The organism is Tropicimonas sp. IMCC34011 (assembly GCF_003390865.1).
GTDB lineage: Bacteria > Pseudomonadota > Alphaproteobacteria > Rhodobacterales > Rhodobacteraceae > Tropicimonas_B.
This window is the reverse complement of the sequence record NZ_QMEJ01000002.1, coordinates 97,739-119,597: the sequence shown is the minus strand read 5'-3', so window position 1 is coordinate 119,597 and position 21,859 is coordinate 97,739. Positions and strand designations below refer to the sequence as shown.

The following is a 21,859-nucleotide window of genomic DNA, read 5'->3' as shown; positions in this document are numbered from 1 at the left end:
CGCCCGTGCCGTTATCGCGCGAGCGCGGCCGCTTACTTTCCGCGCCAGATCCAGCCGCCACCGAAGACGCGGGTGCCGCCTGTTTCGTAGAAGACGCAGGCCTGACCCGGCGAGACGCCTTCCTCGGCCTGGACGAGCTCGACGTCGGCGGTATCGGGGCCCGTCGGCCGAAGGATGGCCTCTGCCGGCATCCGCGTGGAACGCACGCGCACCGAGACCTCCCACGCGTCGCGGGATTCGAACGGCTCGTCGCCGAGCCAGTTGATCTCCCGCACGGGGACCGTCCGGGTGGCCAGCGCCGATTTCGGCCCGACGACGACGCGACGCGCGTCCGGGTCCAGCTTCACGACGTAGAGCGGATCGGAGAGACCGCCGATCCCGAGCCCGCGCCGCTGGCCGATCGTGTAGCGGATGACGCCCTCATGGGTTCCGACCACGCGGCCCTCCATGTCCACGATGTCGCCCGGTTCGCCAGCGCCGGGGCGCAGCTTCTCGATGACGGAGGCGTAATCGCCGTTCGGAACGAAGCAGATGTCCTGACTGTCGGGCTTGTCCGCCACCGGCAGACCATGCTTCGCGGCAAGGGCCCGCGTCTCCGCCTTGGAGACGAGCCCGCCGAGCGGGAAGCGCAGGTAGTCGAGCTGCTCCTGCTTGGTGGAGAAGAGAAAGTAGGACTGGTCCCGCGCCGGGTCCGCCGCCATGTGCAGTTCCGCCTTCGCGGGGCCGTCCTCGCGCCGAATGTAGTGCCCCGTGGCCATGCAGTCGGCATCCAGATCCTTCGCCGTCTCGAGCAGGTCCCGGAACTTCACACGCTCGTTGCAGCGGATGCAGGGCACCGGCGTCGCGCCCCCGAGATAGCTGTCGGCGAATTCGTCGATGACGGCTTCGCGGAAGCGGTTCTCGTAATCGAGGACGTAGTGCGGAAAGCCCATGCTCTCGGCCACGCGGCGGGCATCGTGGATGTCCCGCCCGGCGCAGCAGGCGCCCTTCTTCGCAAGCGCCGCTCCATGGTCGTAGAGCTGGAGCGTCACGCCGACCACGTCGTAGCCCTCGGCCGCGAGCTCTGCGGCGACAACGGAGCTGTCCACGCCTCCCGACATCGCCACGACGACCCGCGTCTGCGAGGGCGGTTTGGCAAATCCGAGGGAGTTCAGTCCGGTGGTCGTGTCCAGTGCCATGACGCGGTCCTCCAAAGGCCCGTGATGCGACGAGAAAGACGGCGGGCTACAGGAAAATTGTAGGCATCTCAAGGTCGCGCCGAAACCGGCCCTTAAGTCGCAAGGGGCATCTTCCGCTTCGCGAGAAGAATGGAGGTGCGAGCGATGTTTATCAAGAAGGTGGACGGCCCGAGGGCGGTGAAACTCCCCGACGGAACGATGATGACGCGGGCCGACCTGCCCGAGGCGGGTACGCGCCGGTGGGTCGCGAGCCGCAAGGCCGCCGTCGTGCGCGCGGTGCGTCACGGCCTGATCACGGCCGAAGGCGCCTGCGAGCGCTACGGGCTGTCCGCGGAGGAGCTCGAGAGCTGGTCCCGCGCGGTGGAGACCCATGGCGAGGCTGCCCTCAGGACGACGGCGCTGAAACGCTACCGGGACTATCGGACCGCCCCCGAGCGAGAAGGGTCTGGACAGACCTGAATACAACCTTAAGGTGAAATCGCCAATCTTGAGTATAGTAACGGGCGATTAACCTTTTGGCCACATGGTTCCAGTCGTCGCCGGGGGAACAAATAGGGACGAACGTATGCGTATCCTGCTTATCGAAGACGATCCTGCCACCACGAAGAGCATCGAGATGATGCTGATGCACGCCAACCTGAACGTCTACGCTACCGATCTCGGTGAGGAAGGCGTGGATCTGGCGAAGCTGTATGATTACGACCTGATCCTTCTCGATCTCAACCTGCCGGACATGACGGGCCATGACGTGCTGAAGAAGGTGCGCATGGCACGGATCGACACGCCGATCCTGATCCTGTCCGGCATGGACGATACCGACAGCAAGCTGCGGGGCTTCGGCTTCGGGGCGGACGATTACATGGTGAAGCCCTTCCACAGGGATGAGCTCATCGCCCGCATTCATGCCATCGTGCGCCGCTCGAAGGGGCATTCCCAGTCGGTGATCCATACGGGCAAGATCTCGGTCAACCTGGATGCCAAGACGGTGGAGACGGACGGCAAGCCAGTCCACCTGACCGGCAAGGAATACCAGATGCTGGAGCTGCTTTCGCTCCGGAAGGGGACGACGCTCACGAAGGAAATGTTCCTCAACCATCTTTACGGCGGCATGGATGAGCCGGAGCTGAAGATCATCGACGTCTTCATCTGCAAGCTGCGCAAGAAGCTCGGGCAGGCGACCGGCGGTGAAAGCTACATCGAGACGGTCTGGGGCCGCGGCTATGTCCTGCGTGATCCCGAGCCCGTTGCGCTCGCCCCGGATCCGGTCGCGCTCCGCGCCTGATCGCCGCCGCGGGATCAGGGATGGCCGCACCGTCATCCCGAGCCGTCATCCCGCGGCGGCTCACCTGCCGGCCTTAGTCCAGCCCTTGCTCCGCGCACGCGCCGCGCATAGACACGGGCGGACTTCAAAGGCAGCAGGAGCGGTCAATGGCCAAGGGCGCTGGCAAGCAGGTTGGAAATGTTCTCGTCTGGCTGGTGCTGATCGCGCTCGTGGTCGGTCTTGGCGGATATGGTGTGACCAATTTCGGCGGGACGACCTCCTCCGTCGCCACGGTGGGGGACAGGGACATCAGCGCGCAGGACTACGCGCGCAATCTCCGGCAATCGGTCCAGGCGCAGGGTCAGCAGCTGACGCTTGCCGAAGCCTCGCAGCGGGGCATCCCCGCACAGGTGCAGGGCCGGCTCATCGCCAATGCCGCGCTCGACAACGAGGCGGACCGGATCGGTCTCTCGGTGGGGGACGAGCGCGTGGCCGATCAGATCGCGCAGATCGAGTCCTTCCAGGGGCTGAACGGTGATTTCAGCAGTGACGCCTACACCTTCGCCCTGCAGCAGACCGGCTACACGACCTCCGAATTCGAAGCCGACATCCGGGACGAGACCGCCCGGTCGATCCTGCAGGCCTCCGTCGCCGGAGGTGTCGATGCGCCGGCCCGCCTGATCGACGTCCTGATGCAGTTCTACGGGGAGCGGCGCAGCTTCGAGTTCGCCCGCTACACGGCCGATGCCCTCATCGAGCCGCTTCCGGAACCGTCGGACGAGGAACTGCAGGCCTATTACGACGAGAACTCGGACGACTTCACCATTCCGGCGGCCAAGCTCGTGTCCTATGCATGGCTGACCCCGGATATGCTCGCCCCGCAGATCGAGGTCGACGAGGACGCCCTCCGGCAAATCTACGACGAGCGCTCGGATGAGTTCACCCAGCCCGAGCGGCGTCTCGTCGAACGCTTGATCTTCGATGACGAGGATCAGGCGAGCGAAGCCCGCGAAGCCATCGAGAACGGCGATCTGAGTTTCGAGGACGTCGTCGAGGGCCGCGGCCTCGGCATGGATGACGTCGATCTCGGAGATGTGGCCGAGAGCGATCTCGGGGCCGCAGGCGCCGAGGTCTTCGCGCTGGAGGAGCCCGGCCTCGTCGGTCCGCTTCCCTCCCAGTTCGGCCCCGCGCTCTACCGGATGAACGGCATCCTCGCCGCAACGACCGTGACCTTCGAGGAGGCGCGGGACGATCTCGCGCGCGATCTGCGCCTCGAGCGCGCCCGGCGCCAGATCGAAGCGCTCGCGATCGACGCTGAGGACGCGCTTGCAGGCGGCGCCACCATCGAGGACCTTGCCGCAGAGACGCCGCTTGAAGCGGGCCGGGGCGAGATCCGCGAGGGCTCGGAAGATCCGCTCGCGAGCTACACCGAGGTCCGCGAAGCCGCACAGTCTCTCACTGCAGAGGATTACGCGCGCATTGACGTGCTCGAGGATGGCGGGATCTACGCGATGCGCCTCGACGAGGAGCTGCCGCCCCGCGTGCCGCCCCTGGCCGACGTGAAGCCGGAGGTCATAGCCGGGTGGGAGCGCGCCGCAACGCGGGATCTCCTGCGCGAGGAGGCGGAGCGGGCCGTGGCGCAGCTCGATGTCGGCGGCCAGTTCGGCGACGACGGCTCCGAGACCGGCTCGGCGGATCTCGTCACCCGCGATACCTTCATCGCCGACACGCCCGAGGCGATGATCGAGGCGGCGTTCGAGATGGAGGAGGGTGAGACGCGCATCGTGGAGGGCGAGGCGGACGTGTTCCTGCTGCGGGTAACCGCGATAGAGCCGCCCGCGGAGGACGACGAGCGGATGACGAACTTCCGCAACGCGCTCACGGCGCAAACGGCACAGAGCCTCGCCGCCGACGTGTACCAGCTCTACGGCCGCGCGCTTACGGATGCTGCTGGCATCTCCTACAACGACGCCGCGATCAACGCCGTGAACTCGCAGCTTTTCCGCTGATGGCGAAGCTCTTCCCGGATCCCGCGGTCTTTGCCGAAGGCTTTTCGGCGGGACAGAACCAGGTCGTCTGGACGCGGCTTGCGGCCGATCTCGACACGCCCGTCTCGCTGATGATGAAGCTGGCCTCGGAGCGGCCGGACAGTTTCGTGCTGGAATCCGTGACCGGCGGGGAGGTGCGCGGGCGGTATTCGATGATCGGGATGAAGCCCGATCTCGTCTGGCGCTGCGACGGGACGTCGGCCTCGATCAACCGCCAGGCCCGTTACGAGCGGGACGCCTTCGAGCCGGAGACGGCGGATCCGCTCACCTCGCTCCGCGCGCTTCTCGAGGAGAGCCGGATCGTCCTGCCGGCCGAGCTGCCGGCGGCCTCGGCCGGGCTGTTCGGATATCTCGGCTACGACATGGTGCGCCTGGTCGAGCGTCTGCCGAACGTCAATCCGGACCCGATCGGAGTGCCCGACGCGCTGCTCATGCGGCCGTCCGTCGTGGTCGTCCTCGATGGCGTCAAGGGCGAGGTGATGGTCGTGGCGCCGGCCTGGGCCGGCTCCGGTTTGAGCGCGAAAGCCGCCTATGCGCAGGCGGCTGAGCGGGTGACGGACGCGGTTCATGCCATCGAAAGCGGCATGGCGGGCGAGACGCGGAGCCTCGGTGAGAGCGCTCGCGAACCCGGGGCGCCGGTGTCCAACTTCACCCCTGAGGCCTACAAGGACGCGGTTCGAACGGCCCGGGAATACATCCGCGCAGGTGACATCTTCCAGGTCGTTCCCTCCCAGCGCTGGACGCAGAGCTTCGAGCTGCCGCCCTTCGCGCTCTATCGCGCGCTGCGGCGGACGAACCCGTCGCCATTCATGTTCTACTTCGATTTCGGTGGATTCCACGTCGTCGGCGCGAGCCCCGAAATCCTGGTGCGCGTCCGGGAGGGCGAGGTCACGATCCGCCCGATCGCGGGGACGCGCCCACGCGGCGCGGACGAGGCCGAGGACCGGGCGCTTGAGGCCGATCTCCTGGGCGACGAGAAGGAGATGGCGGAGCACCTGATGCTGCTCGATCTGGGGCGCAACGATGTCGGCCGTGTCGCGAAGATCGGGACGGTGCGGCCGACGGAGGAGTTCGTCATCGAACGCTATTCCCACGTCATGCACATCGTCTCGAACGTGGTCGGCGAGCTGTCGGAGGAGCATGACGCCCTGTCCGCGCTCCTCGCCGGCTTGCCCGCGGGAACGGTCTCCGGGGCGCCGAAGGTGCGGGCGATGGAAATCATCGACGAACTGGAGCCCGAGAAACGCGGCATCTATGGCGGCGGCATCGGCTACTTCAGTTCGGACGGGGACATGGATTTCTGTATCGCCCTGCGCACGGCCGTCCTGAAGGATCGCAAGCTCTATATCCAGGCCGGCGGCGGCGTCGTGTGGGACAGCGATCCCGAGGCCGAGTTTCAGGAAACCGTCAACAAGTCCCGCGCCATCCGCACCGCGGCTGAAAATGCGGGCCGGTTCGCCGGGCGCGGCAACGGCTGACGCGCCCGGCCGTGCCCCGGCGGCCTGGCGCCGTTACATCGCGAAGGACGTGCCGCAGCCGCAACTGGACGTGGCGTTGGGGTTCTCCACGGTGAAGCGTGCGCCGATCAATTCCTCGGTGAAGTCGATCACGGCGTTTTCGAGGAAGGGCAGGGACACCTCGTCCACGACCACCTTCTGGCCGTCCTTTTCCAGCACCAGATCCCCGTCGTCGGGCGAATCGAGGGTGATCTCGTACTGGAACCCGGAACAGCCGCCCCCTTCCACCGCGACGCGAAGGGCCTGCGGCGCCGCGGAGATCTCGGCGAGGCGGGCAAAGGTGCGGTCTGTGACCTTGGGCGGCAGGGTGAGTGACATATCTCGGGCTCCGTTCGCATTCCCGTAAGGCTTCGAATATATGGCGGGCGGGACAAGGCAACAAGGCAGGGACATGCTGCAGCCATACGCATCCCGCCCGGGCGACAGCCGCGGGCGGCTTTACGACGAAGGAGGGAGCGCGCATCGCTCCTGTTTTCAGAGGGATCGGGACCGGATCATCCATTCCAGCGCGTTCCGGCGGCTGAAACACAAGACCCAGGTCTTCGTCGAGCATGAGGGCGATCACTTTCGCACGCGCCTGACGCATTCGATCGAGGTCGCCCAGGTGGCGCGGACGATCGCCGGGGCGCTCGGTCTGAACGGGGAGCTGACCGAAGCGGTCGCCCTCGCGCATGACCTCGGCCACACGCCGTTCGGACATACCGGGGAGGATGCGCTGGCGGCGCTCATGGCGCCGTATGGCGGGTTCGATCACAACGCGCAGGCGATCAGGATTGTGACCCGGCTCGAATGCCATTACGCCGAGTTCGACGGGCTGAACCTGACCTGGGAGACGCTGGAAGGGATTGCCAAGCACAACGGTCCCGTGCTGCCCCCCTTGCCGATGGCGCTGGCCGAGTACGACGCGATTCATCCGCTCGAGCTCGAGACCCATGCGAGCGCCGAGGCACAGGTCGCGGCGCTGTCCGATGACGTTGCCTACAACAACCACGACCTGCAGGATGGCCTCCGCGCCGGGCTGTTTACCGATGCAGAGCTGGCGGCCCTGCCGCTTCTTGCGCCCGCTTATGACGAAGTCGATTCGCGCTGGCCGGGGCTTCCCGTGGCGCGGCGGCGGAACGAGGCCCTGCGCCGGGTCTTCGGAATGATGGTCACGGACCTGATCGAGACCTCCCGCGCCCGTCTCGCGGAGGTGGATCCGCAGAGCGTGGTGGAGGTGCGCCATGCCGGCCGCCCCGTGATCCTGTTCTCCGACGAGATGCGCGCCCGGATCGACGAGATCCGCGCCTTCCTCTTCACCCGGATGTACCGCGCGCCCTCCGTCATGCGCGAACGGGCGCGGGTGACGCAGGTGATCGAGGATCTTTTCCCGCGCTTTCTGGACGATCCCACTCTCCTGCCGATCGAATGGCGCGCGGGCCTTGGGGAGGGGGACAGCGACCCCGCGGTGCGGGCGCGTCTCGTCGCCGACTATATCGCGGGGATGACCGACCGCTTCGCCTTGCAGGAACACGAGCGGCAGGCGGGCTAGCGTCTCCCGGGTTGCGTCCGGCTGGCCATGGACGGACGAACGGCCTGTATTGCACGGCCACTCTGCGCTAGGACGAATGGTCAGAAGCCAGTCGCAGGATCAGGGCAGGATGCACGGAACGTTATCAGAGGCGGCGATGGCGCCGATCATGGCCTTTGCCCTCGTGGGCGCGCTCGGGGTCGGAGCTCAGTGGATCGCGTGGCGCCTGCGTCTCCCGGCAATCGTGCTGATGCTGCTGGCCGGCCTGCTCATCGGGCCGGTCTTCGGCGTGTTCGACCCGGAGCGGGATATCGGACCGCTGATGCAGCCCATGGTGGCCATCGCCGTCGCCATCATCCTCTTCGAGGGCGGTCTGACGCTGAACATCCATTCGCTGCGGGATGCCGCGCTTGGCGTCCGGCGGCTCGTCATGATCGGCGCGCCGCTCGGATGGCTGCTCTCCACGCTCGCGCTGCACTATGTCGCCGGCCTCGGCTGGGCGGCGTCCTCGGTCTTCGGCGGAATCATGATCGTGACAGGGCCGACCGTGATCGCGCCCCTTCTCCGGACGGCCCGACTTGCACGGCGCCCGGCGCAGCTCTTGCAATGGGAAGCCATCGTCAACGATCCGATCGGCGCGCTTGCGGCCGTGCTCGCTCTGGAACTGGTCGTCGTTCTCGACACGGCGGAGAGCTTCGGCGTGGCGGCATGGGACCTCGCCCTCGGCATCGGCGTGGCCTGCATCCTCGGTGCCATGACCGGCTGGATCCTCGCTTTCGCCTTCAAGCGCGGGTTCGTGCCCGAGTTCATGAAGGTACCGGTGCTCTTTGCCTTCCTGCTCATCGCCTTCGGACTGTCCGATTTCATCCTGCATGAGAGCGGTCTTCTGGCGGTGACAGTGATGGGCGTGGTGGTCGCGAATGCGAATCTCGCGAGCTACACCGAGATGCGTCGGTTCAAGGAGCACGCGACGATCCTGCTCGTCTCGGGTGTCTTCATCCTCCTGGCCGCGAATCTCGAATTTTCGGCCCTCTCGCTTCTCGACTGGCGCGCGGCGGCCCTGATCGCGGTGGTGATCTTCGTCGCGCGACCGCTCACGGTCCTGGTTTCGCTCCTGAAGACGCCGATCCCGATGAAGGAAAGGATCCTCGTCGCGTTCACCGGGCCGCGGGGCGTGGTCCTGGTGGCGGTCGCAGGGCTCTTCGGCGAACGTCTGTCTGAGCTCGGATTCGAGGACGGCGCGCGGATCGGTCCGCTCGCCTTCGCCCTCGTTGCCGCGACTGTGGTGCTTCACGGCTTCACGCTCCGCCCTGTCGCGCGCTGGCTCGGACTTGCAGGCGGTGAGACCGTGGGAGTCGCGCTGATCGGTGGCTCTGCCTTTTCCGTCGGGTTCGCCGAGGCGCTGAAGAAGGCGGACGTGCCGGTTCTCATTGCCGACCCGAACCGCGCCCGTCTGCGGGGCGCCCGCGCCGCGGGACTGCCGACCTTTTTCGGGGACATCCTCTCCGAAAGCGCCGAATACTCGGTTGAGATCGCCAGCTACGGCATCTGGATCGCGGCAACGGACAACGACGCCTACAACACCCTCGTTACCACCGACATGGGACCGGAGCTGGGGCGGGAGTTCATCTTCCAGCTTCGCCGCGTGAAGCAGGAAAGCACTCGCCATGCACTCCCCGCGACGCTGGGCGGGCAGACCATCGCCGGGGGGCGGACCTATACCGAGGTCAACGCCCTGATCGCGGAGGGCTGGAGTTTCCGCGTCACGCGCCTGACAGAGGAATTCACGGTGGACGACTGGTCAGCCCATTATCCGGGCGGCATCCCCTTGGCTCGGATCTTGCCGGGCGGCGATCTGCGAATCCTCACCGGGCCCGAAGACGAGTTCCGTTCGCCGGAGGGCACACGCCTCGTGGCGCTCGTGCCACCGGAGGAGGAGACGCCGCAGAACGACGCGGATACGTCCGAGGCGGCTGAATAGGAGCGGAGCAGGGCGGGCCGATCCCGGGCCCGCCCTCGTCTCACCGGGTCCCCTCGGATCCTGCCTGCCCGGAAACGAAAAACGCGCCCGATTGGGGCGCGCTTTTGAACGGATCGTGCTGAGGAGAGAGGCTGATCAGCCGCCCCACGTCCGCACGCTGCCGCAATCCATGTGCACGAAGTTCGAGCCGTAGTACTTGCCGACGCCGCCGGCGCGGCAGGCCTGGGCCGCCTTCGCGATCTGGTTCACCGAGCGCGTGTCGAGGCGGAGGTCCGCAGCTTGCGCCTTCATGTGCAGCGACTTGCTCGCGACGCCACCGGAGCGGCTGGCGAGCATCGCGTTGGTGGCCGGAGAGCGGTAGCCGGAGAGCAGCATGTAGGGCTCGTTGCACTCGAGCAGGTTGTGGGAGGCGGCCATGATGTCCAGCGTGCGGAAATCGACGGCTTTCACCTCGTTGCGGCGCCAGTCGCGGAAGAAGTGGTCGATCTCGACCTTGGCATCTTTGATGTAGTCGCCCTCGATCCAGTAGATCGTATCGAGCTTCTCGCCGGTCCGGCCGTTGTACATCTTCAGCCGCCGGATGTCCCCGGCGCCCCGGAGGAAGCCGAAGGCGTTCGAATAGGTGGGCGCCGATGCGACGGCCGTGGCGGCGAAGGCCGCAAGAAGACCGCGCCGCGAAAGGGCGCCCGATGTGCGTGAATCAGTCATGTTTCGCTTCTGTCCCGTTGCCTCGTGGGGGCCGCTCTATGGTGGCGGCCTGTGTCCACTTATTCCCAGATGCCCGGGATTGATGCCACAGGATGGTTACCGGACCAATAACGGAATCGCGCGGGTTCCGTGAGCGTCTCCGCTTTCGGCGGGATTCTGCCAAGACCGTGACCTTAATTGATCGTTTTCAACGATTTGCGCCAAGTGAGCCTCTTGCGCAACATCCCCGGAGGGGGGTCTGTAAGCAGCTAAGGCATTGATATGGAGGCGAAAAAGGGGCGTTTTTCCTTGTTCCGGCATCCGAGGTGACGTTTCCGCGAGCGCTGCGTGACTGGACACCGCCCGGCCCCCGGCAAAGATTGGCCAAAACTCACCCGCCCGCGTCCCCGCGCGGCGCCGATCGGGATATCTTCGATGAACGCCGCACGACGGACCCTTTCCGCCATCTGCCTTGCCGCCGCCGCTGTCGGCGCGATTCCCGCACAGGCTCAGATCTCCGCCTTCCGCCAATCGGTCGCGGAGCGCGCGCTTGGGGCCGATGCGGTGGGGGAGGCCTATCGCAATCGGGATTACGCACCGATCTTTACAGGACGTGAGGACGAGGCGCGGCGCCAGGCTCTGCTCTCGGCCCTTTCCAAGGCGGGCGCTCACGGCCTGCCGACGTCCCGCTACGATCCCGATGAACTGATCGCCGCGTTCCGCTCTGTGAAGAGCGATCGGGATCGCGGCCGCGTCGAGATGATGGCGGCCCGCATGCTGGTCGATTTCGGGCGGGACATCTCGTCGGGTGCGCTCGAACCGGGCAAGGTCGTCCCCGGCATCAAGCGCGAGATCGCGCGTCCCGATGCCGCCGAGATGCTCGAGGCCTTCGCGGCGACGGGCGATCCGGACGCGTTTCTGGCCGGTCTCGCTCCCCGGACACCTGAATACACGCGCCTGATGGCCGAGGCGCAGCGCCTTGTCCGCGTCACCGCCGCGGGTGGTTGGGGGCCAGCGGTCGAGGGCGAGAAGCTCGAAGCGGGCCAGAGCGGCGGCCGTGTCGTCGCCCTGCGCAATCGACTGATCCGCATGGGATACCTGGAGCGGACAGCATCTCCGGATTACGACGCGGCCCTCGTATCGGCCGTGCAGCAGTTCCAGCGGGACCACGGAATCGCGACGGACGGCGTGGCCGGACCTTCGACGCTGGCGGCGCTCAACGTCTCCCCGGAGCAGCGGCTGGCGCAGGTAACGGTCGCCATGGAGCGCGAGCGCTGGCTGCCGCGGGATCGCGGAGAGCGGCACATCCTCGTCAACATCACCGACTTTACCGCGCGCATCCTCGATGACGGCAAGGTGACGTTCGAGACGCGCTCCGTCGTTGGCGCGAACAATTCCGACCGGCAGACGCCGGAATTCTCGGACGTGATGGACCACATGGTCATCAATCCGACCTGGTACATTCCGCGCTCCATCACGACGAAGGAATACCTTCCGATGATGCAGCGGAACCCCAACGCGGTCTCGCATCTGGAGGTGGTGGACAGCCGGGGGCGGACCGTTCCGCGCAGCGCGATCAATTTCGCCGCCTACAGCCAGTCGAGCTTCCCGTTCTCCATGCGCCAGCCGCCGTCGCAGAACAATGCGCTCGGCCTCGTGAAGTTCATGTTCCCCAACAGGTACAACATCTATCTGCACGACACGCCTTCCAAGTCCCTGTTCAGCCGGGAGAAAAGGGCGTTCTCCCATGGCTGCGTGCGGCTCAGCGATCCGTTCGACTTCGCCTATGCACTCCTTGCGAAACAGAGCGGCGATCCGCGGGGCCTGTTCCAGAGCCACCTGCGGACCGGCTCCGAAACGCGGGTCAACCTCGACGCGCCGGTGCCAGTGCACCTGATCTACCGCACCGCGGTCAGCCAGCCGAAGGGCCGGATGGCCTACCGCGGCGACGTGTACGGTCGTGACGCCGAACTCTGGGAGGCCCTGCGCGCCGCCGGGGTGGAAGTGACGGCCGGGCGGGGTTAGTACTCGGCCCCGCGTCGCGAGAGGGGCTGACATGAGATACAGCATCGCCGAGATCGCCGCCGCCATCGGCGCCCGGGCCGAGGGCAGGACGGACCTTCGCGTTGCCGGTGCGGCCGAGCCGCAGGCGGCGACCCCGGATCGTCTCGCGCTTGCGATGTCCCCCGCCTATGCCGCAAGTCTCGCGCCCGGAACACGTGCGGCGATGCTCGCAGAGGGGCAGGACTGGCGGGCGCTGGGGCTGGAGGCCGCCATTCTCGTGCCGCGCCCGCGCTACGCCATGGCCGGCCTTACGCAATTGCTGGACGACGGCCCCGCAATCGCGCCCGGGGTCCATCCCAGCGCCGTCGTGGACCCGGCCGCCGAGATTGCCGAGGGCGCCGCCATCGGGCCCTTCTGCGTCATCGGGCCGGGCGCCCGGATCGGCCCGAATGCGCGGCTCGGGGCGCATGTCTCCATTGGCGCAGAGGCCCGGGTGGGGGCGGACGCGCTGATCCTGGACGGTGTGCGCATCGGCGCGCGCTGCCGCATTGGGGATCGGTTCGTCGCCCAGCCCGGCGCAGTCATCGGTGGGGACGGCTTTTCCTTCGTGACGCCGGAGCCAGGCGCGGTGGAGGCCGTTCGCGCCTCCCTCGGGGACCGGCAGGGCCGCGCCCAGTCCGCCTATGCCCGCATCCATTCCCTCGGCGCTGTCGTGATCGGGGACGACGTCGAGATCGGCGCGAATTCCTGCATCGATCGTGGCACCATCGCGGACACCGAGATCGGATCCGGGACCAAGATCGACAACCTCGTGCAGGTCGGTCACAACGTCCGGGTCGGCTCGGATTGTCTCCTCTGCGGCCAGACCGGCATCGCCGGCTCGACGGTCCTGGGGGATCGCTGCGTGATGGGCGGCCAGGTCGGCATCACCGATCACCTGAAGATCGGGGATGACGTGATCGCCGGCGCCGGCACGCTTCTGCGCACCGATCAGGCGGCGGGACGGGTGATGCTCGGCAATCCCGCGATGCGGATGGAGGCGTCCATCGAGAGCTACAAGGCCCTCCGCCGGCTGCCGCGGCTCTTCCGGGATGTCGCAGCACTCAAGGACGGTCTTTCAAAGCGCGGGCCGGGCAATTAAATGGGGCCGACCGGGAAGGGATACGCATGACGGACGACATCGAAACCAGGGTGGCGGAGATCATTGCAGAGCAGGCCGTCCTAGAGCCGGGCGATGTCCGCATGGACATGACGCTCGAGGATCTGGGCATCGACAGCCTCGGCCTCGTCGAGAGTATCTTCGCGATCGAGGAAACCTTCGATATCCAGGTCCCCTTCAATGCCAACGAGCCCCAGAGCAGCGCGTTCGACATCTCCTCGGTGGCCTCCATCGTAGCGGCGGTGCGCCAGCTCGTCGCGCAGCAGCACCCGGCGTGATGGCACCTCACCAATGAAGCGCGTCGTCATCACGGGGGCCGGCACGATCAATGCCCTGGGTCAGGATGTCCCGTCGACCCTCTCCGCCATGGCCGAGGGGCGGTGCGGCATCGGTCCGATCAACGTGCGGGACATTGATCGCCTGAATGTGCGCATCGGCGGGCAGGTCACGGAGTACGACCCCGACGAGCATTTCAATCGCCAGCAGATCGCGCTTTACGACCGCTTCACCCAGTTCTCCCTCCTCGCGGCGCGGCAGGCCATCGGCCAGTCCGGCCTGACCTTCATCGGCGATCTGGCGATGGAAGCGGGGGTGGTCCTCGGCACGGCGGGCGGCGGCGTGAACACCTGGGACGAGAATTACCGCACCGTGTACGAGGAGGGGAAGAACCGCGTCCATCCCTTCGTCGTACCGAAGCTGATGAACAATGCCGGCGCGTCGCATATCTCTATGGAGTACAACCTCCGCGGACCGACCTACACCGTCGCCACCGCCTGCTCCTCCTCGAACCACGCGATGGGGCAGGCCTTCCACCTCGTGCGGTCCGGCGCGTCGCGTGTGATGGTGACGGGCGGGTCCGAGGCGATGCTCTCCTTCGGCGGGATCAAGGCATGGGAGGGCCTCAGGGTCATGTCCCGCGACGCCTGCCGCCCCTTCAGTGCCAATCGCAATGGGATGGTGCAGGGCGAAGGGGCCGCGATCTTCGTCTTCGAGGAAATGGAGCATGCCCGCGCCCGCGGCGCTGAGATCCTCGCCGAGGTCATCGGCTTCGCCATGACGTCCGATGCCACCGACATCGTCATGCCCTCCCGCAAGGGGGCGGCCCAGACGATCGCCGCCTGCCTGCGCGATGCCCGGATCAGTGGCGATGCGGTCGGCTACGTCAACGCTCACGGCACGGGCACCTCGGCCAACGACAAGACCGAATGCGCCGCCGTGGCCGACACGTTCGGGTCCCATGCGGACAACCTGATGATCTCCTCCACCAAATCGATGCACGGTCACGTCATCGGCGGCACCGGCGCTGTGGAGCTACTGGCCTGCATCATGGCGCTGAAGGACGGGATCGTCGCGCCGACGATCGGCTACGAGGAGCCGGATCCCGAATGCGCCCTCGACGTGGTTCCGAACGAGGCGCGCGAGGCGAAAATCGACGTCGCGCTGTCCAACGCCTTCGCCTTCGGCGGCCTGAACGCCGTCCTCGCTCTTCGCAGCGCCTGATCCCGCGGGGACGGGCGCGCCTCGCCGGACGAGGGGGCACCCGACGGAAAGATGAAACCGGGGCGCGAGGGCCCGTTCATCTTTCCGGCAAGTACCCCGGGGGAGGCACCGCGAGGTGCCGGGGGCAGCGCCCCCTTTGCCCGTCCGTCGGCCCCCTGTCGCTCAGGCGACTTCGGCGAAGACCTTGTCGAGGGCGGTCGAGAGCTTGGCGCACATCTCGTCCATCTCCGCGTCCGTCAGGGTAAAGGCCGGGCACAGGACGATGGACTGGCCGAGCGGGCGGCAGATCAGTCCCTCGTCGGTGCAGGCATTCGCGATCCGCTCGCTGACCGAGAGTTCGGACGGGAAGGGCGCCTTTGTGGCCTTGTCCGCCACGGCCTCCAGCGCCCACATGTACCCGATTCCGCGGAGCTCGCCGATATTGGGGCGATCCGCCACCTCTGCGAGCTTGGCTTCGAGCCGGGGTGCGCCCTCGCGCACCTTGTCCATCAGGCCGCCCTCCACGATCAGATCGATCGCGGCAAGTGCGATGGCGCAGCCGACCGGGTGGCCGGACGCGGTGAACCCGTGGGGGAATTCCTCGATCGCCTCGGCAGCGGCCTGCATGCGGTCGGCCAGCTCGGGGCCGAGGATCACGGCGCCCATGGGGAAGAAGCCCGCCGTCAGCGCCTTCGATGAGATGATCGCGTCCGGCACGACGCCGTAGGTGTCGCAGCCCCAGATCGCGCCCGTGCGGCCAAAACCGCAGATCACCTCGTCCGAGACCAGCGGGATGCCGTGACGCTTCAGGATCGGCTGGATGGCCTGGAAGTAGCCCTCGGGCGGAGGCACGACGCCGCCCGCGCCGAGAACCGGTTCGGCGACGAAGGCGGCGATGGTGTCGGCGCCTTCTGCCGCGATGGTCTCCTCGAGCTCCCGCGCCAGACGCTGGGTGAACTCAGCCTCGCTCTCGCCTTCCATCCCCTCCCGCCAGTAATGCGGACAGGTCAGGTGGACGAAGCCGGGCAGCGGCAGGCCGAACACCTCGTTGTAGGGCTTCCCCGTCATCGAGGCGGACACGACCGTCACGCCGTGATAGGCGTTCTTGCGCGTCAGGATCTTCTTGCGCTCGGGCTTGCCCTCGGCGCGGCCGAGGAACCACAGCATCTTCACCAGCGTGTCGTTCGCCTCGGAGCCGCTGTTGGTATAGAAGACCCGCCCGCGCTCGAAGGGGGCAAGCTCGATAAGCCGTTCGGAGAGCATCACCGTCTGGTCAGACATCCGCCCGAAGAAGGCGTGGTAGCCGGGGAAGCGGGCATAGGCGTCCTGCGCGGCGGAGATCAGGCCGGGATGGTCGAAGCCTGCCACCATGTTCCAGAGGCCGGAATTCGCGTCGAGGTAGCGGTTGCCCTCGGTATCGAAGACGTAGGGGCCTTCACCGTGGGTCAAGACGATGCTGCCCCGGCGCTTCACGGTCGGAAAATCGGTGAAGCCGAAGAAGCTCACCGCCTCGGCGCGGGTATCCCACCCGGTTGGTCTCTTGTCGTCCATGGCCCATGGTCTCCCTGACTGTGCCGCCACGCTAGCGCCGGGGCGCGGCGCCCGCAATCGGTGCCGCTGCGCCCGCGTCCGCCGCGCTTGACCGCGCCGAGGCGAGGGGCGACAGGACGAGGGGGACGTTCGGCAGGAGGTGCACCCATGCGCGGCGGTTCGGAGAAGGGCGGTGCGGACCACGGCGGACGGGATGCCGCCGGGCGGATCACGCTCTGGGGGATCGAGGTCTTCGCGGCGGTGGCCGAGGAGGGATCGCTGACCGCGGCCGCGCGGCGCCTCGGCACCAGCCCCTCGGGCGTCAGCCAGCAACTCGCCTCCCTCGAAGCCGCGATCGGCCAGCCCCTGATCGACCGCGCGCGACGCCCGGTCGCGGTGACGCCCGCGGGCGCGGCCTTTCGCCGGCGCGCTCAGCGGATCCTGAACGAGGCGGCGCAGGCGCGGGCGGAACTCGCCGTGCCGGGCCTTGCGCATCTGACGGACCTGCGGCTCGGGATGATCGAGGATCTCGAGGCGGAGGTGACGCCGCGGCTCCTCGCCGGGATCGCGGACGAGCTCACGCATTGCCAGTTCCTCCTGGAGACCGGCGCCTCTCATCGCCTCTTCGATCTTCTGGAATCGCGGGCGCTGGACGTGATCGTCGCTGCCGAATTGGGCGCGCCTGCAGACTGGATGGAGATGCACCCCCTGATCGAGGAGCCCTTCGTCGTCGCCGCGCCGAAGGGGAGCGTGCCCGACGGCGGGGACGCATTGGCGGCTCTGAAGGCGCTTCCGCTCATCCTGTATACCCAGCGGCACCTGATGGGGCGACAGATCGGCGCGCATCTGGCGCGGCAGAACCTGACGCTGGCGCATCGCTTCGAGCTGGACAGCTACACGGCGATCATGGCGCTCGTCGCGGCCGGGGCGGGCTGGACGATCCTGACGCCGCTCGGCCTGATGCGCACGCGCCGTTTTGCACCCGACGTGGACGTTCTGCCGCTGCCGTTTCCGCCGCTGTCACGGCGGATCTCCCTCCATGCGCGGGCCGAGGTGCTTCAGGACATGCCGGAGCGGCTCGCCGCGCGGCTGCGGGGCCTGCTCGGCGATCTGATCGTGGCGCCGGCCCTGTCGCGGATGCCGTGGCTGGGCGAGGAACTGCGGATCCTCGGCGATCAGCCGGCCATGACCTCGCCGGCTGCGACGACGAGCGCCCGGGAGATATAGTCGAGCTCGGGATCGGTGAGGCGGGCCGGGAGCCGCACGTCGCACGCGCGCATCAGCATGGCGCGGGTGCGAGGCATGTCCGGCACCTCGCCCGGGAGGAAGCGCCAGTTCCAGAAGGCGCGGGCATTATCCTCGCTCAGGCCGAAGACCTGCACCGGCACGCCCTGCATCTTCGAGGCGGAAACGAAGGCGCGGACCTGCTCCTCCTCCATGCCGAGGAGGTTGAACTGGATCGAATCGGGGGCGCGCTTCTCCTGCGGGAGCGCGTCCGGGACGTGAAGCCACTCTGTCTCGTTGAGCACGGCGGCGACCCGGTCGTGCCCGGCGCGGCCCCGCGCCACACGGTCTGCGACGAGGGGAAGCTGCGGGCGTATGACGGCGGCGGAGAGGTTGCCCATCCGCGTGTTGTAGAGCGGCAGGCGGTTCTGCCAGCGCGCGAAGGGCTCTTCGAGAACGTCATGCTTGCGCCAGTTCTGCTCGTAGGCGCCCGACATGATGACGGCTCGCGCGATCAGCTCGGGATCGTCGGTGACGAGGATGCCGCCTTCGCCGGCATTCACGAGCTTGTAGGACTGGAAGGAGAAGCAGCCGATCCGGCCGATCGTGCCGATGTTCCGGCCGGACCAGGTGGTGCCGAGAGAATGGGCGGCGTCCTCGATGACGGGCAGGCCGCGCGCCTCGGCGAGCTCCATGATGCGGTCCATGTCGGAGGTGTGACCGCGCATGTGGGAAATCAGGATCGCGTCCGCGCCATCGAGCCTGGCTTCGAAGTCCTCCAGATCGATGCGGTAATTCTCGCCGACCTCGCAGAGCACGGGCACGCAGCCGGCGTGGACGACGGCGGACGGAACGGCGCCGAAGGTGAAGGCCGGGATCACGACGCGGGCGCCCTCAGGCAGGTCGAGCGCCTTCAGCGACAGGAAGAGCGCGGCGGAACAGGACGAGACGGCGAGCGCAAAGCGGGCGCCCAGAAGAGCTGCGAACTCGCGTTCCAGCAGGGCCACGGGGGCATCCTGCGGCGCGGTGTAGCGGAAGAGGTCCCCCGAGGAGAGGAGGCGGGCAATCTCCGCTTCGGCCTCGGCCGGGATCGGCTCGGCATCATAGACGTTCGGTGCGGCGACGGCGGTATGCTGGTTCAACTCGAATGCCCCTCGGCTCTTCTTTTCAGGAAAGGTGTATCCGATCTTCAGCCTTCCTGAAAATGAACTTTTTGCAATCGTGGAGGAGGAGGGGCTCGGGGGACCCGTGATCGAGGAGGTTCGGAGGCGATACCCTTCCGGTGTGCGGCCGTCGCAGGAAACAGGGTCCGCCTGTCCGGGCATGACCCGTCAGTTCTGAGCGACGACGCTTCGCTTTACGCGCGGTTCCGACAATCGCCGGGCCCGATCAGCGGCGCGGGGCGGGGCGGCTTCCGGGGAGGGTGATGTTGGCGACCTGCTCGGCGATGGGATCGACCGAGAGAGGATGCGTCTCGCTGCTGTGCTGCGCGGGATCACCGATATCCTGCCAACTGCCGTGCTTGTAGATCTCGAGAGCGTCGAAGCCGGCCTTGTAGCCCATTTTCGCGCTGCCGGGGACCCAGTAGCCGAGGTAAATGTAAGGCAGACCTGCGGCGCGGGCGATCTCGATATGATCGAGGATGATGTAGGTGCCGAGGGACCGCGTCGCGAGAGAGGGGTCGTAGAAGCTGTAGACCATGCTCAGCCCGTCATCGAGCATGTCGGTCAGGCAGACGGCGGTCAGTGGATCGGCCGTGCCGCGGGGCCGGTCGCCCTGCTGCATGCGATACTGCACGACGCGGCTGCGCACCGGCGTCTCCTCGATCATCGCGGCGAATTCGAAGATGTCCATGTCCGCCATGCCGCCGTCGGCATGCCGGCTGTCGAGATAGGTGCGGAAGAGGGAGAACTGCTCCTCGGTCGCCCAGGGGGAGGCCGGGTCGCGCACGAGGTCCCCGTTGCGCTTCAGCGTCCTGCGCTGCGAGCGCGAGGGTTTGAAATCGTCCACCCGGATGCGGGCGGAGAGGCAGGCCATGCAATCGGCACAGGAGGGGCGGTAGAGGACGTTCTGTGAGCGCCGGAAGCCCTGTTTCGAAAGCGAGTCGTTGAGCTGTTCGGCCTGATCCCCCTGCAGCGCGGTGAACAGTTTCCGCTCCATCCGGCCGTCGAGATAGGGGCAGGGCTGGGGGGCCGTCACGTAGAACTGCGGCGCGATTGGAAGCGTATGGCGCATGGGAGCGGGCGGCCCGGGCGATTGAAGCAAGAGACCTGGACGGTAGCGCAGCGATTTCGCTTCGCCAAGGGGGAGAAGGGGCGGCATTTTCCGGAAGTTTCCGCCCCAATGCGCGATGCGAATGGCGTTCCTCGGGCAGTCAGCCCTCCTGTCGCCCGCTCCGTCCGATCAGCTGCGGTTCACCATCGCCGTGCCCAGAAGCATGTCCGTCAGCGATTGGCCCCGTGGCGCGGCGGCCATGGTGGCAAGGGAAATCAGCTGCGGAAAGACGAATGCGACGGACATGGCATAGATCCCGGTATGCGCCCAGGCTTCGATAGGCGAGAGCGGCGCGCCGTCCTTGTCCATGAGTTCGATCCCCATGAGCCGCATGCCCGGCGTCGCGGAGAAGCGTATGATCGTCAGCCCGCGATAGACGAGGGACACCGTGAGCCACAGGACGGGCAGGAAGAACAGTCCGGTGAACAGCGTCAGGACGACGCCGAGCACCACGAGGATCGCGATGAGAACGGTATCGACGATCCAGGCGATCAGACGCTTGAGCGGCACATCGGCATAGAATTCGGCTTCGTCTTCAGGATCTGGCAGGCCGGTCCTGCCGGGAAAAACTGTGCGGCTCATCATGGTCATTCTCGCGGGGTGGAACGATGGATGGGAAAAAGGCGGCGCCGTGGCGCCGCCATCTGTGGGGAAGCTGGAGCGATCAGGCCCGCTCGGGGAGCTGCGCCTCGGAGTCGTCGGCGCTGGTCTCACGCTCGCCGCTGGTCTTGGCGCGCTCTTCCATGAACTGGTCGAACTCGGCCTTATCGCGAGCCTCCCGAAGGCGATCGAGGAAGGTCTCGAAGGACTGCCGCTCGTCTTCCAGCCGGCGCAGCGTCTCGTTGCGGTAGGCATCGAAGGCCGCGTTGCCCGTGGAGCCCGTCATGCCGGTCGCGAAGCGGGAGAACCCTGTGCGGGCGCGCGGGCCCCGGCATCCGGAAAAGCGCTTGGTCACCAGCATGTAGCCAAGGACGGCAAGGCCGATCGGCCAGAATACGATGAAACCGAGCACCATGGCCGCGATCCAAGCGCCCTTGCCGCGCTCGTCGAGCCAGGTTTCGCCGCGGACGAACCAGTTCGGCCGGGGCATGGAAGCGGTGGTCGTGGTCATGTCGATATCTCCCTCAGGATGATGTGAATTCGTTTTACATTATTCCAGATGGGGAGGCTGGGACCGTGCCGCAAGATGCGATGTGAATGCTTTTTACATAAATCGTATAACTCACCACCGGGCATAGAAAAACCCGCCCCCCGAAGGTCGGGAGGCGGGCTCTTTGGTGCTGTCTGCACCTAGAAGACGAGGCGATTACCGGATGATGCGGACGATCCGGCGCTCACCGTCCACGATCACGGGCTGGCCGTTCACGTAGACATACTGGAAGTCGGACTCGGGCACATCGTAGAGGTCGACGACATCGGGGATGCCGGCGCCGACGACGACTTCACCGTCGAGCAGGACCGGATCGACCGGGTTCTCGCTGACATAGGTCACGACCTGCGGGCCGGGATCGGCGGCAGCGCCGAGCGCCGCACCGGCGAGCGCACCGCCGGCGATGGCGCCGACAGGGCCACCGGCCAGCGCGCCGATGGTGGCGCCCACGGTGGCGCCTGCGGTCGCGGACTGGGCGCGCGTGTCTTCGTACTCGATCGTCTCGACGGTCACGGATTCAGGCTGCGTGCTGATCGCGACGGTCTCGGAGCCAACGGGGACGTTGAGATACTCGCCGTAGGCCCAGCCGGTCGTGCCGTCATAGGAGACCTCACACCAGTTGGCGGCTTCCACGCAGCCGTTCACGGCGACGGTGTCGTTTGCACCGATCACGCCCAGAACCTCGTAGTCGGGTCCGGGACCGGCACGGAAGTTGAGGTCGGTGGTTGCGGTCGCGTCGACGGCCTGTGCGGACACGGCACCGGCTGCGAGAACCGCGGCGGTGGTCAGGGCAAGCGTTTTACGAAGGGACATATTGATCTCCTGTTGAACTGCTCTGGGAAACGAAAGGTCGCTTC

Annotated in this window: 20 protein-coding genes; 11 read left to right on the top strand and 9 right to left on the bottom strand. The window is 67.0% G+C overall.

Features of this window, described 5'->3' with window-relative positions:
- Nucleotides 1-32: 32 nt before the first annotated feature.
- Nucleotides 33-1,178, bottom strand: a complete 1,146-nt coding sequence (gene mnmA / locus DQG15_RS06920) for a tRNA 2-thiouridine(34) synthase MnmA (RefSeq protein WP_116083947.1) — start codon at nt 1,176-1,178, stop codon at nt 33-35.
- A gap of 144 nt (nt 1,179-1,322) precedes the next feature.
- Here mnmA and DQG15_RS06915 point away from each other — a divergent pair, with 144 nt between their 5' ends.
- The 4 genes from DQG15_RS06915 (at nt 1,323) to trpE (ending at nt 5,965) form a co-directional block, all read left to right on the top strand.
- Nucleotides 1,323-1,637, top strand: a complete 315-nt coding sequence (locus DQG15_RS06915) for a DUF1153 domain-containing protein (RefSeq protein ID WP_116083945.1) — start codon at nt 1,323-1,325, stop codon at nt 1,635-1,637.
- Nucleotides 1,638-1,743: 106 nt separating this feature from the next.
- A complete protein-coding gene (gene ctrA, locus DQG15_RS06910; protein WP_116083943.1) occupies nt 1,744-2,460 on the top strand; it encodes a response regulator transcription factor CtrA in 717 nt (238 codons plus the stop codon).
- Nucleotides 2,461-2,606: 146 nt separating this feature from the next.
- Nucleotides 2,607-4,448 (top strand): peptidyl-prolyl cis-trans isomerase, encoded by a 1,842-nt coding sequence (locus DQG15_RS06905; RefSeq protein WP_116083942.1) that lies wholly within the window; start codon nt 2,607-2,609, stop codon nt 4,446-4,448.
- Nucleotides 4,448-5,965 carry an anthranilate synthase component I gene (trpE, locus tag DQG15_RS06900; protein ID WP_116083940.1) on the top strand — a complete coding sequence of 506 codons (1,518 nt, stop codon included), beginning with the start codon at nt 4,448-4,450 and terminating at the stop codon, nt 5,963-5,965. Before DQG15_RS06905 ends, trpE begins: the two co-directional genes overlap by 1 nt.
- Nucleotides 5,966-5,998: 33 nt before the next feature.
- Here the strand turns inward: trpE and DQG15_RS06895 are convergent, their stop codons facing one another.
- The gene (locus DQG15_RS06895; protein ID WP_116083939.1) at nt 5,999-6,322 is read right to left on the bottom strand and encodes an iron-sulfur cluster assembly accessory protein; all 324 of its coding nucleotides are present in this window, start codon (nt 6,320-6,322) and stop codon (nt 5,999-6,001) included.
- Between the two features lie 73 nt (nt 6,323-6,395).
- Between DQG15_RS06895 and DQG15_RS06890 the strand changes: the two genes are divergently transcribed.
- Nucleotides 6,396-7,535 carry a deoxyguanosinetriphosphate triphosphohydrolase gene (locus tag DQG15_RS06890; RefSeq protein ID WP_116083937.1) on the top strand — a complete coding sequence of 380 codons (1,140 nt, stop codon included), beginning with the start codon at nt 6,396-6,398 and terminating at the stop codon, nt 7,533-7,535.
- A 109-nt stretch (nt 7,536-7,644) separates the two neighbouring features.
- Nucleotides 7,645-9,495, top strand: coding sequence for a sodium:proton antiporter (locus DQG15_RS06885; protein WP_116083936.1), 1,851 nt, complete (start codon nt 7,645-7,647; stop codon nt 9,493-9,495).
- A gap of 135 nt (nt 9,496-9,630) precedes the next feature.
- Here the strand turns inward: DQG15_RS06885 and DQG15_RS06880 are convergent, their stop codons facing one another.
- Entirely contained in the window at nt 9,631-10,203 is a 573-nt protein-coding gene (locus DQG15_RS06880; RefSeq protein WP_116083934.1) for a DUF882 domain-containing protein, read from the bottom strand.
- Nucleotides 10,204-10,617: 414 nt separating this feature from the next.
- Between DQG15_RS06880 and DQG15_RS06875 the strand changes: the two genes are divergently transcribed.
- Genes DQG15_RS06875 through DQG15_RS06860 form a run of 4 tightly spaced genes read left to right on the top strand, consistent with a single transcriptional unit; the run spans nt 10,618 to nt 14,845 of the window.
- Entirely contained in the window at nt 10,618-12,207 is a 1,590-nt protein-coding gene (locus DQG15_RS06875; RefSeq protein WP_116083933.1) for a murein L,D-transpeptidase, read from the top strand.
- Nucleotides 12,208-12,238: 31 nt separating this feature from the next.
- Nucleotides 12,239-13,327, top strand: coding sequence for a UDP-3-O-(3-hydroxymyristoyl)glucosamine N-acyltransferase (gene lpxD / locus DQG15_RS06870; protein ID WP_116083931.1), 1,089 nt, complete (start codon nt 12,239-12,241; stop codon nt 13,325-13,327).
- Between the two features lie 26 nt (nt 13,328-13,353).
- Entirely contained in the window at nt 13,354-13,623 is a 270-nt protein-coding gene (locus DQG15_RS06865) for an acyl carrier protein (RefSeq protein ID WP_116083929.1), read from the top strand.
- Nucleotides 13,624-13,636: 13 nt separating this feature from the next.
- The gene (locus DQG15_RS06860; protein WP_116083927.1) at nt 13,637-14,845 is read left to right on the top strand and encodes a beta-ketoacyl synthase; all 1,209 of its coding nucleotides are present in this window, start codon (nt 13,637-13,639) and stop codon (nt 14,843-14,845) included.
- A gap of 162 nt (nt 14,846-15,007) precedes the next feature.
- Here the strand turns inward: DQG15_RS06860 and DQG15_RS06855 are convergent, their stop codons facing one another.
- Complete coding sequence (locus DQG15_RS06855) at nt 15,008-16,375, bottom strand: aminotransferase (protein ID WP_116083926.1); 1,368 nt, start codon at nt 16,373-16,375, stop codon at nt 15,008-15,010.
- Between the two features lie 147 nt (nt 16,376-16,522).
- Between DQG15_RS06855 and DQG15_RS06850 the strand changes: the two genes are divergently transcribed.
- Entirely contained in the window at nt 16,523-17,581 is a 1,059-nt protein-coding gene (locus tag DQG15_RS06850; RefSeq protein ID WP_116083924.1) for a LysR family transcriptional regulator, read from the top strand.
- On the opposite strand, the gene DQG15_RS06845 is transcribed toward DQG15_RS06850, so the two are convergent.
- The 5 genes from DQG15_RS06845 to DQG15_RS06825 all read right to left on the bottom strand — a co-directional run bounded on the left by DQG15_RS06845 (nt 17,530) and on the right by DQG15_RS06825 (nt 21,815).
- Complete coding sequence (locus tag DQG15_RS06845) at nt 17,530-18,720, bottom strand: DegT/DnrJ/EryC1/StrS aminotransferase family protein (RefSeq protein ID WP_232830752.1); 1,191 nt, start codon at nt 18,718-18,720, stop codon at nt 17,530-17,532. The two genes, DQG15_RS06850 and DQG15_RS06845, sit on opposite strands and share 52 nt — an antisense overlap.
- 247 nt (nt 18,721-18,967) lie before the next feature.
- Nucleotides 18,968-19,813 (bottom strand): arginyltransferase, encoded by an 846-nt coding sequence (locus DQG15_RS06840; protein ID WP_116084682.1) that lies wholly within the window; start codon nt 19,811-19,813, stop codon nt 18,968-18,970.
- Between the two features lie 168 nt (nt 19,814-19,981).
- The gene (locus DQG15_RS06835; protein WP_232830751.1) at nt 19,982-20,443 is read right to left on the bottom strand and encodes an RDD family protein; all 462 of its coding nucleotides are present in this window, start codon (nt 20,441-20,443) and stop codon (nt 19,982-19,984) included.
- Between the two features lie 73 nt (nt 20,444-20,516).
- Entirely contained in the window at nt 20,517-20,963 is a 447-nt protein-coding gene (locus DQG15_RS06830; RefSeq protein ID WP_116083921.1) for a DUF2852 domain-containing protein, read from the bottom strand.
- Between the two features lie 195 nt (nt 20,964-21,158).
- Nucleotides 21,159-21,815 carry a DUF1236 domain-containing protein gene (locus tag DQG15_RS06825; protein WP_116083919.1) on the bottom strand — a complete coding sequence of 219 codons (657 nt, stop codon included), beginning with the start codon at nt 21,813-21,815 and terminating at the stop codon, nt 21,159-21,161.
- Nucleotides 21,816-21,859 lie beyond the last annotated feature (44 nt).

Bases quoted from the DNA above. Each gene is read 5' to 3' on its own strand.
- mnmA (WP_116083947.1), bottom strand. From the start codon at position 1,178: ATGGCACTGGACACGACCACCGGACTGAACTCCCTCGGATTTGCCAAA.
- DQG15_RS06915 (WP_116083945.1), top strand. From the start codon at position 1,323: ATGTTTATCAAGAAGGTGGACGGCCCGAGGGCGGTGAAACTCCCCGAC.
- ctrA (WP_116083943.1), top strand. From the start codon at position 1,744: ATGCGTATCCTGCTTATCGAAGACGATCCTGCCACCACGAAGAGCATC.
- DQG15_RS06905 (WP_116083942.1), top strand. From the start codon at position 2,607: ATGGCCAAGGGCGCTGGCAAGCAGGTTGGAAATGTTCTCGTCTGGCTG.
- trpE (WP_116083940.1), top strand. From the start codon at position 4,448: ATGGCGAAGCTCTTCCCGGATCCCGCGGTCTTTGCCGAAGGCTTTTCG.
- DQG15_RS06895 (WP_116083939.1), bottom strand. From the start codon at position 6,322: ATGTCACTCACCCTGCCGCCCAAGGTCACAGACCGCACCTTTGCCCGC.
- DQG15_RS06890 (WP_116083937.1), top strand. From the start codon at position 6,396: ATGCTGCAGCCATACGCATCCCGCCCGGGCGACAGCCGCGGGCGGCTT.
- DQG15_RS06885 (WP_116083936.1), top strand. From the start codon at position 7,645: ATGCACGGAACGTTATCAGAGGCGGCGATGGCGCCGATCATGGCCTTT.
- DQG15_RS06880 (WP_116083934.1), bottom strand. From the start codon at position 10,203: ATGACTGATTCACGCACATCGGGCGCCCTTTCGCGGCGCGGTCTTCTT.
- DQG15_RS06875 (WP_116083933.1), top strand. From the start codon at position 10,618: ATGAACGCCGCACGACGGACCCTTTCCGCCATCTGCCTTGCCGCCGCC.
- lpxD (WP_116083931.1), top strand. From the start codon at position 12,239: ATGAGATACAGCATCGCCGAGATCGCCGCCGCCATCGGCGCCCGGGCC.
- DQG15_RS06865 (WP_116083929.1), top strand. From the start codon at position 13,354: ATGACGGACGACATCGAAACCAGGGTGGCGGAGATCATTGCAGAGCAG.
- DQG15_RS06860 (WP_116083927.1), top strand. From the start codon at position 13,637: ATGAAGCGCGTCGTCATCACGGGGGCCGGCACGATCAATGCCCTGGGT.
- DQG15_RS06855 (WP_116083926.1), bottom strand. From the start codon at position 16,375: ATGGACGACAAGAGACCAACCGGGTGGGATACCCGCGCCGAGGCGGTG.
- DQG15_RS06850 (WP_116083924.1), top strand. From the start codon at position 16,523: ATGCGCGGCGGTTCGGAGAAGGGCGGTGCGGACCACGGCGGACGGGAT.
- DQG15_RS06840 (WP_116084682.1), bottom strand. From the start codon at position 19,813: ATGCGCCATACGCTTCCAATCGCGCCGCAGTTCTACGTGACGGCCCCC.
- DQG15_RS06835 (WP_232830751.1), bottom strand. From the start codon at position 20,443: ATGACCATGATGAGCCGCACAGTTTTTCCCGGCAGGACCGGCCTGCCA.
- DQG15_RS06830 (WP_116083921.1), bottom strand. From the start codon at position 20,963: ATGACCACGACCACCGCTTCCATGCCCCGGCCGAACTGGTTCGTCCGC.
- DQG15_RS06825 (WP_116083919.1), bottom strand. From the start codon at position 21,815: ATGTCCCTTCGTAAAACGCTTGCCCTGACCACCGCCGCGGTTCTCGCA.